We start from the raw sequence: 13,965 nt of genomic DNA, 5'->3' as shown, positions 1-13,965 counted from the left end.
CGGTGCCACCTGGCACGATGGCTCCATGGGGCACCCGCGACTGCAGTCGATCAGCGTTCATCCGGTCAAGGCGTTCCGGAGTTCCGCGCTCCGGGAGGCCGTGGTGGAGCCCTGGGGGCTGGCCGGGGACCGGCGCTGGGCGCTGATCGACGCCGGGGGAAGGGTCGTGACGCAGCGCCAGCAGCCGCGTCTCGCGCAGGCCGTCGCCGAGCTGTCGCCCGGTGGCGGCCTGCGCCTGTCCGCGCCCGGCGCCGACCCGCTGACCGTGTCCGTGCCGCGCGCGGGCGCCGAGGTGACGGCGGAGGTCTTCGGGGACAAGGTCGAGGCGGTCCTCGCCGACGACGCAGCCCACGCGTGGTGCGGCGCCCTTCTGGGGGCCGAGGTCCGCCTGGTGCACATGGCCGATCCCGCCGGGTGCCGGCCGGTCGACCCGGAGTTCGCGCTGCCGGGCGAGACGGTGAGCTTCGCCGACGGCTACCCCCTGCTGCTCACCTCGACCGCCTCCCTCGACGCGCTCAACTCCCTCATCGCGCGGGGCGAGCACGCGGCCGAGGGCCCCCTGCCGATGAACCGCTTCCGGCCGAACGCGGTCGTGTCCGGCACCGCGGCGTGGGCCGAGGACGGCTGGTCCCGCGTCTCGATCGGGGAGGTCGCCTTCCGGGTCGCGAAGCCGTGCGGGCGCTGCGTCGTGACCACGACCGACCAGGTGACCGCCGTACGCGGCCGGGAGCCCCTGCACACCCTGGCGCGCCATCGCAGACAGGGCGGCAAGCTGGTGTTCGGGCAGAATCTCGTGCCGCTGAACCGGGGCACGATCCGCGTCGGCGACCCGGTCACGGTCCACGGCTGAGGCGGGTTCCGCGAGGAGCCGGGGAACGGGAACCGGGCCCCGGTGTCCGGGCGTTGGGACTTTTGTGAGAACTTCATGAGAGACACCCGGGGGCGGGTGACGTCGCTCTCTCCTCGCGCGGGCCGCGGGCGAGCGGGCCGGCGGGGGGATGCACGGGAGCGGTGAGGGGGGGGTGAGGGGCGATGCGGGCGATCATCGGACTGTGGCGCTGGCGGCACAATCAGCTGCGCCGCCCGACGGACGCGGCCGAGGCGTGGCTCGCCCTGGGTGCCCTGCTCCTGATCCTCGTCCTGGCTCCGCTGGCCGGCTGCCTGGTGGGGTCGCTCGCGCAGGACGCGCTGCAGCGCTCGGTGCGCGAACAGCACGCGTCCCGGCACCTGGTGACGGCGACCGTGGTCCGCAGGGTGGAGGGCTCCGCGGCGGAGGTGGACCCCGAGGCGGCGACCGGCCGGGACGCGCGCGTCCCGGTCGTCGCCGGCTGGACCGGTCCGGACGGCTCCGCGCACCGGGGCAAGCTCATGACGAACCTGGACCGGCCCGCTCCGGGCGACCGCTTCCGGATATGGACCGACCGCCACGGCCGGGCCGTCGCCCGCCCCATGGACTCCGCGACCGCGGGTCAGCACGCGGTGCTCGCCGGACTCGGCGCCGCCCTGCTCGCCGCGGCCGCCGTGGAGGCCGCCAGACGCCTGATCGTCTGGCGCATGGTCCGGCGCCGGTACGACCGTTGGGACCAGGCATGGGACAGGGCCGGGCCGGACTGGGGACGGACCGGCGCCGGCAGCTGACGGCCTTTGCGGCTCTGGTCAACCCAGCGCCCGCGCGCACGCTACGGTGGACCGGCCGACACACTTCGGCAGCACAACCCGCGTACTTCGAGGTGGGGGCACATCAACGCCATGGCACAGGGCACGGTCCAGGTGACGCACACCGGCACCTCGCGGTGGCGGCGCCGCACGGGTGAGTACGCTTCGCTCGCGGCCGCCCTGGAGGCCGCGACGGACGGCGACGTCCTCACCGTCGCTCCCGGCACGTACCGGGAGAACCTCGTCGTCCAGCGGGCGGTGACCCTGCGCGGTCCCGAGGGCTCCCCCGGTTCCGTGCGCATCGCCCCGGTGGACGGGGTGCCGCTGACCGTGCGCGCCTCCGCGGTGGTGCAGGACCTGCACGTGGAGGGCCAGGACACGACGTCTCCCGCGCTGCTGATCGAGGAAGGCGCCCCGGAGCTGACGGACGTGCGGATCGTCACCCGGTCCGCGGCCGGCATCGAGGTGCGCGGCGGCGCGCGGCCGACCGTGCGGCGCTGCACCGTCGACAATCCCGCGGGCATCGGGATCGCCGTGCTCGACGGCGGGGGCGGGGTGTTCGAGGAGTGCGAGGTCGTCGCGGCCGGGCAGGCCGGCGTCGCGGTGCGCGGCGGCGCGCACCCGCGCCTCGACCGCTGTCGGGTGCACCACGCCTCCGGCTCCGGGCTGACCGCCACCGGGGAGAACTCCGCGCTGGAGGCGGTCGGTTGTGAGATCTACGAGGTGCGAGGCTCCGGCGTCCAGGTCTCCGGGCGCGCCACCGCGCACCTCACCGACTGCGACGTGCACCGCACCACCGCCGACGGCGTCACCCTCGACACCGACGCCGTGCTGACCCTGGCCGACTGCCGCATCCACGACATCCCGGAGAACGCCGTCGACCTGCGCTCGCGTTCGGTGCTGACGCTGACGCGCACGACGGTGCGTCAGTTCGGGCGCAACGGCCTGTCGGTGTGGGACCCGGGCACGCGCGTGGACGCCAACCAGTGCGAGATCTTCGACAGCACCGGTGACTACCCGGCGGTGTGGGTCAGCGACGGGGCGACCGCCGTGCTGGACTCCTGCCGGGTGCACGACGTGCCGGACGCGCTGTTCGTGCTGGACCGCGGTTCGCGCGCGGACGTCGTGGACAGCGATCTGTCGCAGGTGCGCAACACGGCGGTGTCGGTGAGCGACGGGGCGACGGCCCAGCTCGACGACTGCCGTATCCGGGACGCGGCCACGGGCGCCTGGTTCCGCGACCACGGCAGCGGCGGCACCCTGAACAACTGCACGCTGGACGGCACCCAGACCGGGGTGATCGTCACCAAGGGCGCCGACCCCACCATCGAGCGGTGCACGGTGGAGTCCCCCGCGGAGGCCGGCTTCTACGTCTCGGCGGGCGGCCGGGGCACCTTCCTCAACTGCCGTGTCCGGGGCAGCGCCGGCTACGGCTTCCATGTGATCGACGGCTGCCGTACGACCCTGCGGAAGTGCCGTACGGAGCGGTGCGCGCGCGGCGGTTACGAGTTCGCTGAGGGCCCCGACGCGGTGTCCGGCACAGGGCCCGACGTGCAGGACTGCACCAGCGACGAGAGCGCGGGCCTGCGCGGGCCCGACCCGGCGCCGGAGCCCGTCGCGCAGACGGCCCACCAGTCCCCCGGCCTGCTGGGCGCCGTCCCGGGCCGGCGCCGTCCCGAGCCGGAGCCGGCCGCGGCCCCCGCGCCGTCCGGGGCGCCGGCGCGCACCTCGCAGGCCGTCCTCGGTGAACTGGACGCGCTGGTGGGCCTGGACAGCGTGAAGCGCGAGGTGCGCGCCCTGACCGACATGATCGAGGTCGGCCGGCGCAGGCAGCAGGCCGGTCTGAAGGCCGCCTCCGTCAAGCGGCACCTGGTCTTCACCGGCTCCCCCGGCACCGGCAAGACCACCGTCGCCCGCCTCTACGGCGAGATCCTCGCCTCCCTCGGGGTGCTGGAGCAGGGTCATCTGGTGGAGGTCTCACGGGTCGACCTGGTGGGCGAGCACATCGGTTCCACGGCGATCCGCACCCAGGAGGCGTTCGAACGGGCGCGCGGCGGTGTGCTGTTCATCGACGAGGCGTACGCGCTGTCGCCGGAGGACTCGGGCCGCGACTTCGGCAAGGAGGCCATCGACACGCTCGTGAAGCTGATGGAGGACCAGCGGGACGCGGTCGTGGTGATCGTGGCGGGCTACACCGCCGAGATGGAGCGCTTCCTGTCGGTCAACCCGGGTGTGGCGTCCCGTTTCTCACGGACGATCACCTTCAGCGACTACGGCCCCGGGGAGCTGCTGCGCATCGTGGAGCAGCAGAGCGAGGAGCACGAGTACCGGCTCGGCCCCGGTGTCGGCGAGGCGCTGCGCACGTATTTCAAGGTGCTCCCCAAGGGTCCTGCCTTCGGCAACGGCCGTACCGCCCGCCAGACCTTCGAGGCGATGGTGGAGCGGCACGCGAGCCGGGTGGCACAGCTCCCGGAGCCCAGCACGGACGATCTGACGCTGCTGTACGCGGAGGACCTGCCGCAGCCGCTGTGAACTGCGGGCCGGTTCAGTCCTCGTCCGCTGGGTCCGGCCGCTGACCGGGCACGCCGGGCCGCAGCCGGGCCAGCAGGCGGCGGCGTTCCTGCGCGAAGGCGGGGTCCGCCTGGTAGTCGCCGTGCCCGAGGAGGGGGGCGGGCAGGGGCTGTTCGGGGGTACGGCCGTAGGCCAGCGGGTCCTTGAGGGCCTCGCGGTCGACGGCGGGGCCCTGCTCGCGCAGGACGTGGACGGGGCCGCCGATGGGGTCGGTGGCCCGGTGCAGATTGCGCCAGCAGTCGATGTCGGCGTGCAGCGAGGCGAGCGCCCGGGGGCCGAAGTGGGCCGGGAACCAGCGGCCGTACAGGCGCTCCAGCGGTGAGCCGTAGGTCAGCAGGGCGACGCGCCCGCGGTCCTCGGGGGTCAGCTGCCAGGCCGCGGCGGCGGCGAGGACGCTGCCCTGCGAGTGCCCGGAGAGGACCAGTCGGCGTCCCTCGCCGGCCCGGGTCCAGGTCGCCATGCGCCAGGTCAGGTCGGGCACCGCGCGCTCGGCGTAGCAGGGCGGCGCGAACGGGTGCGCGGCGCGCGGCCAGAACGTTCCGACGTCCCACAGGATGCCGATGGTGCGCCGGGCGGAGGCGTCCTTGTAGGCGCGTCTGCCCCAGGTGACGAACAGTATGAAGCCGAAGCCGATCAGCCAGGAGCCCAGCGCCTGCGCGGTCTGGGCGGCGCCCTGGACGAAGGCGTAGGTGCCGTCTGCGGCGTCGCCGGGCGTGCGGCCGCTCAGGGAGCCGGCCAGTGCTGCGGCGCCGAGGAGCAGGGTGGCGGTCGCGGTGACGGCGACGATCAGCGGCGCCCGGTCGGTGAGCGTGGCCATCGCGCGCGTGCTCGCGATGCGGCGGGTGCGCGCGGTGTCGTGCGCTTCGTGCGGGTAGTCGCGTTCGACCGCGCCGAGTTCGGTGCGGCGCAGCAGCCAGGCCCGCCGTGCCAGCAGGGCGCAGAGCAGGAGCAGCAGGAGCAGCAGCGGCGGGATCGCGGACGCCTGCCAGGTCAGCAGGACGGGCGGGCCCGCGAGGGAGGAGTCGGTGCCGTCGAGCCAGTCGGCGACCCGCTGGGACACTCCGCCGGACATCACGCCGCCGAGGGCGCCGGCCAGCGTCACCACGGCCGGTCCGCCCAGTCCGCGCAGGGCGGCGCGCGGGTCCGGGCGGGCGCGGTGCAGCGTCCGGGCGACGACGGCGAGGGCGACGACGAGCAGTCCCTGGAGGAAGGCGAGGGCGCCGAAGGCGGCGTCTCCCGCGAGGCGTCCGGTGGACTGCCAGCCGGGCCGCTCCCAGCCCGCGTACACGGCGGCCAGGGCGAGCAGGGCGAGCGCGGCGAGCGGCAGCCACCGTACGAGGTGCGCGTCGATTTCGCGGTCGAGGCGGTTCTCGCTGCGGCCCCTGCGGCAGACCACCCAGACGACGGCGACCACGCCGGCGACGAGCGCCGCCTCCAGGAGCCGGCCCAGGGTGTCGAGCACCGCCGGGCCGCCCGGCCGGCGGTCGAAGCGGGCGGCGGCCGAGCCGACCGCCGCGGCCACGGTGAGCAGTCCCGCGGCGGTGTGCGCGGCACGCAGCCGGGCGACGAGGCGGCGGCCGTACCAGAAGCCGGGGCGGCCCAGGGCGGTGCCGCCCGTCTCGTGGTCGGGCTCGTCCTGCCGGGGCATCGGCTGCTGGGACTCGTAGGCGCCCCAGGTGCGGCGGGAGAGGTACCAGAGCAGACCGGTCAGCGCGGCGGGCACCGCGGCGGCGAGGGCGAGCCGCCGGCCGGGCCGGCTCCACCAGCCGCCCTCGGCCGGCGACAGGAAGCCCAGCCAGGTGTGCCGGTCGGTGCACGCGCGGGTGCCCGCGCACTGCCAGGCCGCGAGATCCAGGGCGACTTCGCAGGCGGCCGCGACGAAGAGCACGGTCAGGGTCAGCGCGGCGAGCCGGACCAGCAGGCCGTAGAGCCTGACCGTGCGGGCGCGGCCGGGGGCGGCGGGGCGCATCCAGTGGGCGAGGTTGACGACCATGAACGGCAGGAGCAGCAGCCACAGGGCGCGTGCGCTGTTCCCCGAGGTGAGGTTGCACCAGACGTACGCCTCGGGCACCGGTCGGTCCCGGTAGTCGTCCGGCCGGTCCTCGGCGTCGGCGTCGTCGGCGCGCCGGAAGACGGCGGCGGTGTCGTCGCCGCTGATCCGCACCGTGCGGGGGTCGTCGAGCATGTCCTGCGGTGTGGTGCCGCCGACGCCGTGGACGAGGAGTTCCAGGGCGATCCCGGTGTGCCCGGGTCCTCCGCCCGGTCCGCCGGGCAGTTCCCGCGGGGCGTCCGCCCCGTCCATCGCCATGTGTTCCCGCGCGCGATCCATGCCGGCCGCTTCCCCCCGTGACGAGCCTCGGCTTTTGCCCGTGCGGGCACAGGATCTCCGCCGGAGGGCCCTCCTACACCTCTCCCCGCGGAATCTCCCCGGTCCGTGTGAAAGGGCCCCGGTCCGTGTGAAAGGGACGGGAACAGCAGGTGCAGAAGTGACATGAGCGCGACGGGACCGTCGGTGGCGCCGCCGGTGGCCGCCCGTGCGAGGATGGGGACCCCCCACCCGCCGCGACGGCGTGAACGTCCTCGTCGGAGCCGGTGGCGGGGCAGGCGGGACGGCCGCGGCGAAAGGACCGGAGCGTACGTGAGCGAGAATCAGAACCTCCTCGCGGAGCAGCGGCGCGCCCTGATCCTCGACGAGGTCCGGCGCCGGGGCGGGGTGCGGGTCAACGAGCTGACGCGCAAGCTCGGGGTGTCGGACATGACGGTCCGCCGCGATCTCGACGCGCTCGCCCGGCAGGGCGTGCTGGAGAAGGTGCACGGCGGAGCCGTCCCGGTGGTCGAGGCGAGCACGCACGAGCCGGGTTTCGAGGCCAAGTCGGGTTTGGAGCTGACCGCCAAGGAGGACATCGCGCGGGCCGCGGCCGAGTTGGTGGCGCCGGGCAGCGCGATCGCGTTGTCGGGCGGTACGACGACGTACGCGCTGGCGCACCGGTTGACCGACGTGGCCGATCTGACGGTCGTCACGAACTCGGTGCGGGTCGCCGACGTCTTCCACGCCGCGCAGCGCACCACGGGCCCCCGGCAGGGCGCGGCCACGGTCGTGCTGACGGGCGGGGTGCGCACCCCGTCCGACTCACTGGTGGGCCCGGTGGCCGACCAGGCGATCGCCGCCCTCCACTTCGACGTGCTCTTCCTCGGCGTGCACGGGATATCGGTCGAGGCCGGTCTGTCCACGCCGAACCTGGCGGAGGCCGAGACCAATCGCCGGCTGGTGCAGTCCGCGCGCCGGGTCGTGGTGGTCGCCGACCACACCAAGTGGGGTGTGGTGGGCCTGAGTTCGTTCGCGGGCCTGGAGCAGGTCGACACGCTCGTCACGGACGCGGGGCTGGAGGCCGGGGTCCGTTCCGAGATCGCGGAGCATGTGGGGCTGGTGGTGGCGGGCGAGCCCGACGAGGGTGCAGACAGCTGACGGGACGCCAGCTAGGGTGGCGCTGCCCGGTGCGGCGTCACCTCGGGGGGTTCTTGCATGGCTCATCTGCTGCGTGAGGTGGGGCTCGACTTCGTCGGGACCGCGCCCGTACGGCACGTCTTCACGCGCGAGACGTCCGCTCCCCCGGAGGCCGTGTTCGCGGCGCTTGCGGAGGATGTGCCGGGCTGGGCGCAGTGGTTCTCCGCGGTACGCACGGCCGTGTCCGTGGACGGGGGCGCCCGGCGCGAGATCCGGCTCCGGGGCGGGGCGCGGTTCGACGAGACGATCCTCGCGGCCCAGAGCCCGGAGGTCTACGCCTATCGCGTGGACGTCACCAACCTGCCGGGGGCGCGGGCCGTCGTGGAGGAGTGGCGGCTGGCGCCGGCGGGGACGGGCACGCGCGTGCGGTGGACGTTCGCGGCGGACGGCACGGCGCCCTTCCGGTTCTCCTGCTCGCTCGCGCGGGCGGGCCTCGGCCGGGCGTTCCGCGGCGCGGTGACGGCCCTCGACCGCCGGCTGGCCGGCCCCGCCGGCTGATCCCGGGGCAGGGCCGCGGACCGCGGCGTCATTCCGGCCAGAGGCCGGTGTCGAGGAACTGCTCGACGGCCGCCGTGTAGGGGGCGATGTCCAGGCCCTGTGCGGCCACCCAGGCGTCGGAGTAGTACTTGTCGAGGTACCGGTCACCCGGATCGCACAGCAGCGTCACCACGCTGCCGCGGCGTCCGTCGGCGACCATCCCGGCGACGATCTTCAGCGCGCTCCACAGGCCGGTGCCCGTCGAGCCGCCCGCCTTGCGGCCGATGGCCTGTTCCAGGGCGCGCACGGCGGCCACGCTGGCCGCGTCGGGGACCTTCATCATCCGGTCGACGGCGCCGGGCACGAAGCTCGGTTCCATGCGCGGGCGGCCGATGCCCTCGATGCGCGAGCCGCAGTCGCAGGTGACGTCCGCGTGCCCGGTGGTCCAGCCCTCGAAGAAGCAGGAGTTCTCCGGGTCGGCGACGCAGATGCGGGTGTCGTACTGCATGTAGTGCACATAGCGGGCGAGGGTCGCGGAGGTGCCGCCCGTGCCGGCGGTGGCCACGATCCAGGCGGGCTCGGGGAACCGCTCCAGCCTGAGCTGGCGGAAGATGGACTCGGCGATGTTGTTGTTGCCCCGCCAGTCCGTGGCCCGTTCGGCGTAGGTGAACTGGTCCATGTAGTGCCCGCCGGTCTCCCGCGCGAGGCGTGCGGACTCCTCGTACATCGTGCGCGAGTCGTCCACGAAGTGGCAGCGCCCGCCGTGGAACTCGATGAGCCGGCACTTCTCGGCGCTGGTCGTGCGCGGCATGACCGCGATGAACGGCACGCCGATCAGCTTCGCGAAGTACGCCTCCGAGACCGCGGTGGAGCCGCTGGACGCCTCGATCACCGGGCGGTCCGGGCGGATCCAGCCGTTGCACAGGCCGTACAGGAACAGGGAGCGGGCGAGGCGGTGCTTGAGGCTGCCGGTCGGGTGGGTCGACTCGTCCTTGAGGTAGAGGTCGATGCCCCACCGCTCCGGGAGCGGGAAGCGCAGCAGATGGGTGTCGGCCGAGCGGTTGGCGTCGGCCTGGACCTTGCGGACGGCTTCTTTGAGCCAGTCCCGATAGGTGCCGTCGGTGCGGTCGACGTCGAGGGTCACGCCGGTCGGGGTGTGCTGAACGGTGCTCACGGCGCTGCTCCTCGTGCTGTGCGGCAACGGCGACCCGCGTGGCCGTCACTTCGAGCATAAACTTCTTCAGCACGCTCCTCACCTGCATAAACACTTCTTTGGGCGTCTCAAAGACACACCTGGGTCACGGGCCGGCGCGGTCGGCGGGGGCGCATTCGGCGAGTGCTTCGAGCGCCCCCGCCGGGGGCGTTCCGCGCACTGGTGCTCCACCCGGGACGGGGGCAGACTGCACCGGACGGGACGAGGATCCCGGACACGGCGTACACGGGACCACGATCGGTTCGGTGCCGGAGCCCCGGTCGGCGGCCGGCGGCACCGACGGGCGCGAGGGGGCGGGCATGGCGGAGCCGGAGTTCACGGCCAGGGGCGTGCGGATCGGGAAGCGGCTGCGCTCCCTGACCCGGGCCGGCCAGGTCCGCATCAGCGACGGCCGGCTGCAACTGCTCACCAGCTACGGCAGCGAGATAGACAGCGCCCCGGTGCAGGCGGTCCGCGCGTCCCGGCCGTGGTTCGCCGCGGACGGACGGGCCCTCGCGGACCTCAACGGCAGCCGCTACTCGCTGACGCTCGCGAAGCACGACCCGGCACCCGGAGAGCCCGGCCCCCCGGCCGCGCGCCGGTTCATCGAGGCGGTACGCAAGGCTGCGGGGCGTAAGGGCTGAGTCACGGTGAGTTGCGCTATCGCTCCGCATGCGTCACGCTGGTCCCACGTCACTCTGGGTTTACCGGCGATAACGCTGCGAACCAGCCCGCCGGTCATGACAGCAGGCGGCCGTTCCCTCAAGCCTCTGCTGAATCCCTACTCCGTGTTCTTCCGGACCTCTTCAGTCGGGGAGTCGCAGCCGTGATCAGTCACCCAAGCAGGCACTGCACGGTGGAGCTCCAAGCCCTGCCGTCGCGGATCGGCCAGGTCCGCAGAATCGTATCGGCGCAGTTGCGCTACTGGCATCTGGACCCGTTGATAGACCGCGCCGCGCTCGGCGTGACCGAGCTGTTGACCAACGTCCACCAGCACGCCCGGCCGGACAAGTCGTGCACCGTGAAGATCGAGCTGCTGCTCGACCGGCTGAAGGTCTCCGTGCGCGACAGTGACCCGCGGCTGCCGGTCGCGGGCGCCACCCCGGACGCCGACGCACTCGCGACCTGCGGGCGCGGGCTCGCCATGGTGGCCGCCGTCAGCGACAGCTGGGGCGCCCTGCCCGACGGCGAGTCCGGCAAGGTCGTGTGGTTCACGCTGCCCGCGGTGGCACGGGCCGCTCCGCCCCGCCCGCCGCAGCGTCCCGCCGTGGAGAAGCCCGCACGCCGCTTCGCCGAGGTCGGGGCGCCGGTGGACCTGCTCAGGCCGGAACACGCTCCCGCCCGGTCGGCCGCCGTCGGCTGACCGGGCGGCGAGCGGACGCAGAAGGCCGCGCCCCTGTCCCCCGCCCGCCCGTGTCGCCACCGTGCCTCCACGGCGCCCGCGGCACGGACGGGGGTCACGCCCCGCCGTTCCTGCCCTTGCGGCCGAACTGCTCGTCGTGGACGGACAGTCGGCGCCGGCACGGCGGGCGACGTCCGCGCCGCCGGTGCCCGGCACGCCCGCCCCCGCCGCACCGGACACCGCTCCCCGACGGGCGGACGTCGCCCGCGGGGAGCGGGGCGTGTTCCGAAAGGAGCGTCGCCGCCGGGCGGACGGGGCCTTCGGAACACGCCCTGGCTAGCGCCGGGCCTCGTCCAGTCGCGCGACGCGGGCCACGTTCTCGCGGTCCTCGGCGTCCTGGGGGGCGTCGGCGGCGAACCAGGCGTCGAGGATCTCCTTCAGGAGCGGACCGGACGTCAGGCGCAGGCTCAGGGCGAGGACGTTGGCGTCGTTCCAGCGCCGGGCGCCGTCCGCGGTGTAGGCGTCCGTGCACAGGGCGGCGCGGACGCCGGGCACCTTGTTGGCGGCGATCGACGCGCCCGTGCCGGTCCAGCAGCACACCACCGCCTGGTCCGCCGTGCCGTCGGCGACCTCGCGGGCGGCCGCCTCGGAGCAGGCGGCCCACCGCGGGTCGGCGCCGGGGCTGAGCGCGCCGTGGGGCGCCACGTCGTGGCCGCGGGCCCGCAGTTCACCGAGCAGCAGGCGGGCCACGGGTTCGTCCATGTCGGAGGAGACGGAGATCCGCATGGCCCGAAGGATAGCCGCGCCGGTGCCGGGGTGCGGCGGCGCGGGCCGCGGCCGAGCAGGGGGACGAGCGGGGGCGGGCCGAGGAGGCCACCATGGCGGGCCTTGCGCGTCGAGCCCGCGGTCACGGACTTCGAGCGGGGGAAGCCGGCCTCCGACCGCTTCGCCACGGCCCGCGCGGACCCGGGCGTACGCCGCTGCCGGGTGCGGCGGCCCGTCGACGACGCCGCCCGCGCCGTCGTGGACCCGGACGTCGGCGAGGTGGCCGCCCCCGCACGGTTCCCGGACTTCCCGCGGGCGGCGGTCCGGGCCTCGCCGGTCCGGCCCGGACCCGGGTCCTTCAGGTCGCCGAGGAACGCTGAGGCAGGACCGCCAGGGCCCCGAGCGGATCGTCCAGCACCGGCTGCCACGCCAACTCGGCGGCGCCGACGAGGCTGTTGTGGTCCAGACTGCACGCGAGGATCGGAACACCGCCGCTCTGGCCCCACAGGCTGCGGTCCGCGACGACGGCCCGCAGGCGCTCGGGGTCGGCGTCGAGCAGGGTGCCGTGCAGACCGCCGAGGATGATGCGGTCCGGGTTGAGGATGTTCACCAGGCCCGCGAGGCCCAGGCCCAGGCGGTCGATCAGGGCCTCCACGGCGGTGCGGACGGTCGGGTCGGCGTAGCGGGTGCGGATCAGGTCGTTGGCCTGCTGGAGCAGGGACACCTCCGGTCCGGGGGCGCGGCCGGCCGCCGTGAGCAGTGCCAGCGGGTCGGCCTCGACGTCCAGGCAGCCGCGGCTGCCGCAGTGGCAGGGGCGGCCCTCGGGTTGGACGGTGAGATGGCCGACCTCCAGGGCCAGGCCCGAACTGCCCGTGTGCAGACGGCCGTCGAGCACCAGCGCGCCGCCCACGCCCCGGTGCCCGGTGGCCACGCACAGCAGGTCGCGGGCGCCGCGTCCGGCTCCGTGCCGGTGCTCGGCGAGGGCGGCGAGGTTGACGTCGTTGCCGGTGAACGCCGGACCGGCGATCCCGGCCGCACGCACGCACTCCGTGAAGATACGGCGGACGGGGGCGCCCACCGGCCATGCCAGGTGCAGGGGGTTGAGCGCGAGGCCGTCGGGTTCGGCGACGGCGGACGGCACGGCGAGTCCGGCGCCGACGCAGCGCCGCCCGGTGCTGTGCAGCAGTGCGGCGCCGGCCTCGACGACCGAGCCGAGCACCTTGGCCGGGTCGGCGTCCACGGCCTCGCAGCCGGGTGCGGTGGCGACGATCCGCCCGCCGAGTCCCACGAGCGCGGCCCGGAACCCGTCGGCGTGGACCTGCGCGGCGAGCACGACGGGCCCGTCCTCGGCGACGGCGAGCCGGTGCGAGGGACGGCCCTGGGACCCGGCGGCGGCGCCGGGCCGCGCGTCGACGCGGATCAGTCCGAGCGCCTCCAGTTCGGCGGCGACCGCGCCGGCCGTGGCGCGGGTGACGCCGAGTTCGGCGGTGAGGACGGCCCGGGTGGGCGCGCGTCCGGTGTGGACGAGCTCCAGCGCGGGCCCGAGCGCGCCGCGCCCCCGGTCCAGCCGCGCCCTCGACGTGGTCCCTTCCCCCGCCGTCCGGGGGTGCGCCTTGCCGCTCATGGGGGCGAGTCTCCCATGATCCGCGGACGCCGCGGCTACAGCCCGCTCGCCCTGAGCGTGATGTTCAGCCGGCCGCTCAGGCCCAGCTCCGGCGGCCCGGTGCCCGGCAGCACCCGGGGCACCCCGTGGAAGGCGAGGCGTGCCGGGCCGCCGAACACGAACAGGTCGCCGCCGCGCAGTTCGACGTCGGTGTAGGGCCGGGTGCGGGTCTCGGTGTTGCCGAAGCGGAAGACGCAGGTGTCGCCGAGACTCAGGGACACCACGGGAGCGAGCGCCTTCTCGTCGCTGTCGCGGTGCATGCCCATGCGGGCGTCGGCGTCGTAGAAGTTGATCAGCGCGATGTCGTACGCCGGTTCCGATGCGGCGGGGGCGGCGGGCGCGGCCCCGGACTGCGGATTCGGCTCGCCGGGCGTTCCCGCGCCGCCGCCGGGTGGCCCGTACGCGTCCCGGACCGCGTGGCGGGCCAGGTCGCCCAGCCAGGGCGGGAACGGCTTCACCGGGGAGCCGTCGCCGTCGACGGCGGTGGGAGCGTAGCCGTACGGGTACCAGTGCCGGCCGAGGCAGACCTGCCGGGCGGTCATCGTGCCGCCGCCGGGGGTGCGGACCGTGCGCAGGCCGGCCGGTGGGCGGGCCCACTGCCGGCAGGCGTCCAGCAGCCGGCGCTGGGCGGGGCCGTCCAGCCAGTCGGGCAGGTGCACCGCGCCGGGCGCCACCCGGGCGGGCTCCCGTGGGAACAGCTCGGCGTCCATCTCCCCATCCTCCTCCCTCCTCCCTCCTCCCCCTCCTCCCGCCCCTCCCCCATCCGCAGTGAGCCCGGCCGCCGTGAGCTCATC

The 13,965-nt window shown here is 74.9% G+C and carries 12 protein-coding genes; 7 read left to right on the top strand and 5 right to left on the bottom strand.

Annotated elements, in window-relative coordinates:
* Positions 1–25 precede the first annotated feature (25 nt).
* The 3 genes from SZN_RS19910 to SZN_RS19900 all read left to right on the top strand — a co-directional run bounded on the left by SZN_RS19910 (position 26) and on the right by SZN_RS19900 (position 4,188).
* On the top strand, positions 26–850 hold the full coding sequence (locus tag SZN_RS19910; protein WP_007497855.1) for an MOSC domain-containing protein: 825 nt from the start codon (positions 26–28) through the stop codon (positions 848–850).
* A gap of 182 nt (positions 851–1,032) precedes the next feature.
* On the top strand, positions 1,033–1,638 hold the full coding sequence (locus tag SZN_RS19905; RefSeq protein WP_007497853.1) for an Rv1733c family protein: 606 nt from the start codon (positions 1,033–1,035) through the stop codon (positions 1,636–1,638).
* Positions 1,639–1,749: 111 nt separating this feature from the next.
* The gene (locus SZN_RS19900; protein WP_007497851.1) at positions 1,750–4,188 is read left to right on the top strand and encodes a right-handed parallel beta-helix repeat-containing protein; all 2,439 of its coding nucleotides are present in this window, start codon (positions 1,750–1,752) and stop codon (positions 4,186–4,188) included.
* 13 nt (positions 4,189–4,201) lie between these two features.
* Here SZN_RS19900 and SZN_RS19895 read toward each other — a convergent pair whose 3' ends face one another.
* Positions 4,202–6,556, bottom strand: coding sequence for a hypothetical protein (locus tag SZN_RS19895; RefSeq protein WP_007497849.1), 2,355 nt, complete (start codon positions 6,554–6,556; stop codon positions 4,202–4,204).
* Positions 6,557–6,865: 309 nt separating this feature from the next.
* Here SZN_RS19895 and SZN_RS19890 point away from each other — a divergent pair, with 309 nt between their 5' ends.
* Both SZN_RS19890 and SZN_RS19885 read left to right on the top strand, forming a co-directional pair.
* Entirely contained in the window at positions 6,866–7,693 is an 828-nt protein-coding gene (locus tag SZN_RS19890) for a DeoR/GlpR family DNA-binding transcription regulator (RefSeq protein WP_007497846.1), read from the top strand.
* A 57-nt stretch (positions 7,694–7,750) separates the two neighbouring features.
* Positions 7,751–8,230 carry an SRPBCC family protein gene (locus SZN_RS19885; RefSeq protein WP_007497845.1) on the top strand — a complete coding sequence of 160 codons (480 nt, stop codon included), beginning with the start codon at positions 7,751–7,753 and terminating at the stop codon, positions 8,228–8,230.
* A 28-nt stretch (positions 8,231–8,258) separates the two neighbouring features.
* Here SZN_RS19885 and cds1 read toward each other — a convergent pair whose 3' ends face one another.
* Positions 8,259–9,383: an L-cysteine desulfhydrase Cds1 gene (gene cds1 / locus SZN_RS19880; protein ID WP_007497843.1), complete on the bottom strand. Its 1,125-nt coding sequence runs from the start codon at positions 9,381–9,383 to the stop codon at positions 8,259–8,261.
* A gap of 338 nt (positions 9,384–9,721) precedes the next feature.
* Between cds1 and SZN_RS19875 the strand changes: the two genes are divergently transcribed.
* Together SZN_RS19875 and SZN_RS19870 are read left to right on the top strand one after the other, a co-directional pair.
* Positions 9,722–10,045, top strand: coding sequence for a hypothetical protein (locus SZN_RS19875; protein WP_043731922.1), 324 nt, complete (start codon positions 9,722–9,724; stop codon positions 10,043–10,045).
* A gap of 182 nt (positions 10,046–10,227) precedes the next feature.
* Positions 10,228–10,764 (top strand): ATP-binding protein, encoded by a 537-nt coding sequence (locus SZN_RS19870; RefSeq protein ID WP_078508749.1) that lies wholly within the window; start codon positions 10,228–10,230, stop codon positions 10,762–10,764.
* Positions 10,765–11,079: 315 nt separating this feature from the next.
* Here SZN_RS19870 and SZN_RS19865 read toward each other — a convergent pair whose 3' ends face one another.
* The 3 genes from SZN_RS19865 to SZN_RS19855 all read right to left on the bottom strand — a co-directional run bounded on the left by SZN_RS19865 (position 11,080) and on the right by SZN_RS19855 (position 13,881).
* The gene (locus SZN_RS19865; RefSeq protein ID WP_007497837.1) at positions 11,080–11,529 is read right to left on the bottom strand and encodes an RpiB/LacA/LacB family sugar-phosphate isomerase; all 450 of its coding nucleotides are present in this window, start codon (positions 11,527–11,529) and stop codon (positions 11,080–11,082) included.
* 337 nt (positions 11,530–11,866) lie between these two features.
* Entirely contained in the window at positions 11,867–13,132 is a 1,266-nt protein-coding gene (locus SZN_RS19860; protein ID WP_007497835.1) for an ROK family protein, read from the bottom strand.
* Positions 13,133–13,167: 35 nt separating this feature from the next.
* Positions 13,168–13,881 (bottom strand): alpha-ketoglutarate-dependent dioxygenase AlkB family protein, encoded by a 714-nt coding sequence (locus SZN_RS19855; protein ID WP_007497833.1) that lies wholly within the window; start codon positions 13,879–13,881, stop codon positions 13,168–13,170.
* Between the last annotated feature and the right edge of the window lie 84 nt (positions 13,882–13,965).

The organism is Streptomyces zinciresistens K42 (genome assembly GCF_000225525.1).
Taxonomy (GTDB): Bacteria; Actinomycetota; Actinomycetes; order Streptomycetales; family Streptomycetaceae; genus Streptomyces; species Streptomyces zinciresistens.
The sequence above is the reverse complement of the archived record's forward strand: the minus strand, read 5'-3'. Positions and strand labels throughout refer to the sequence as shown.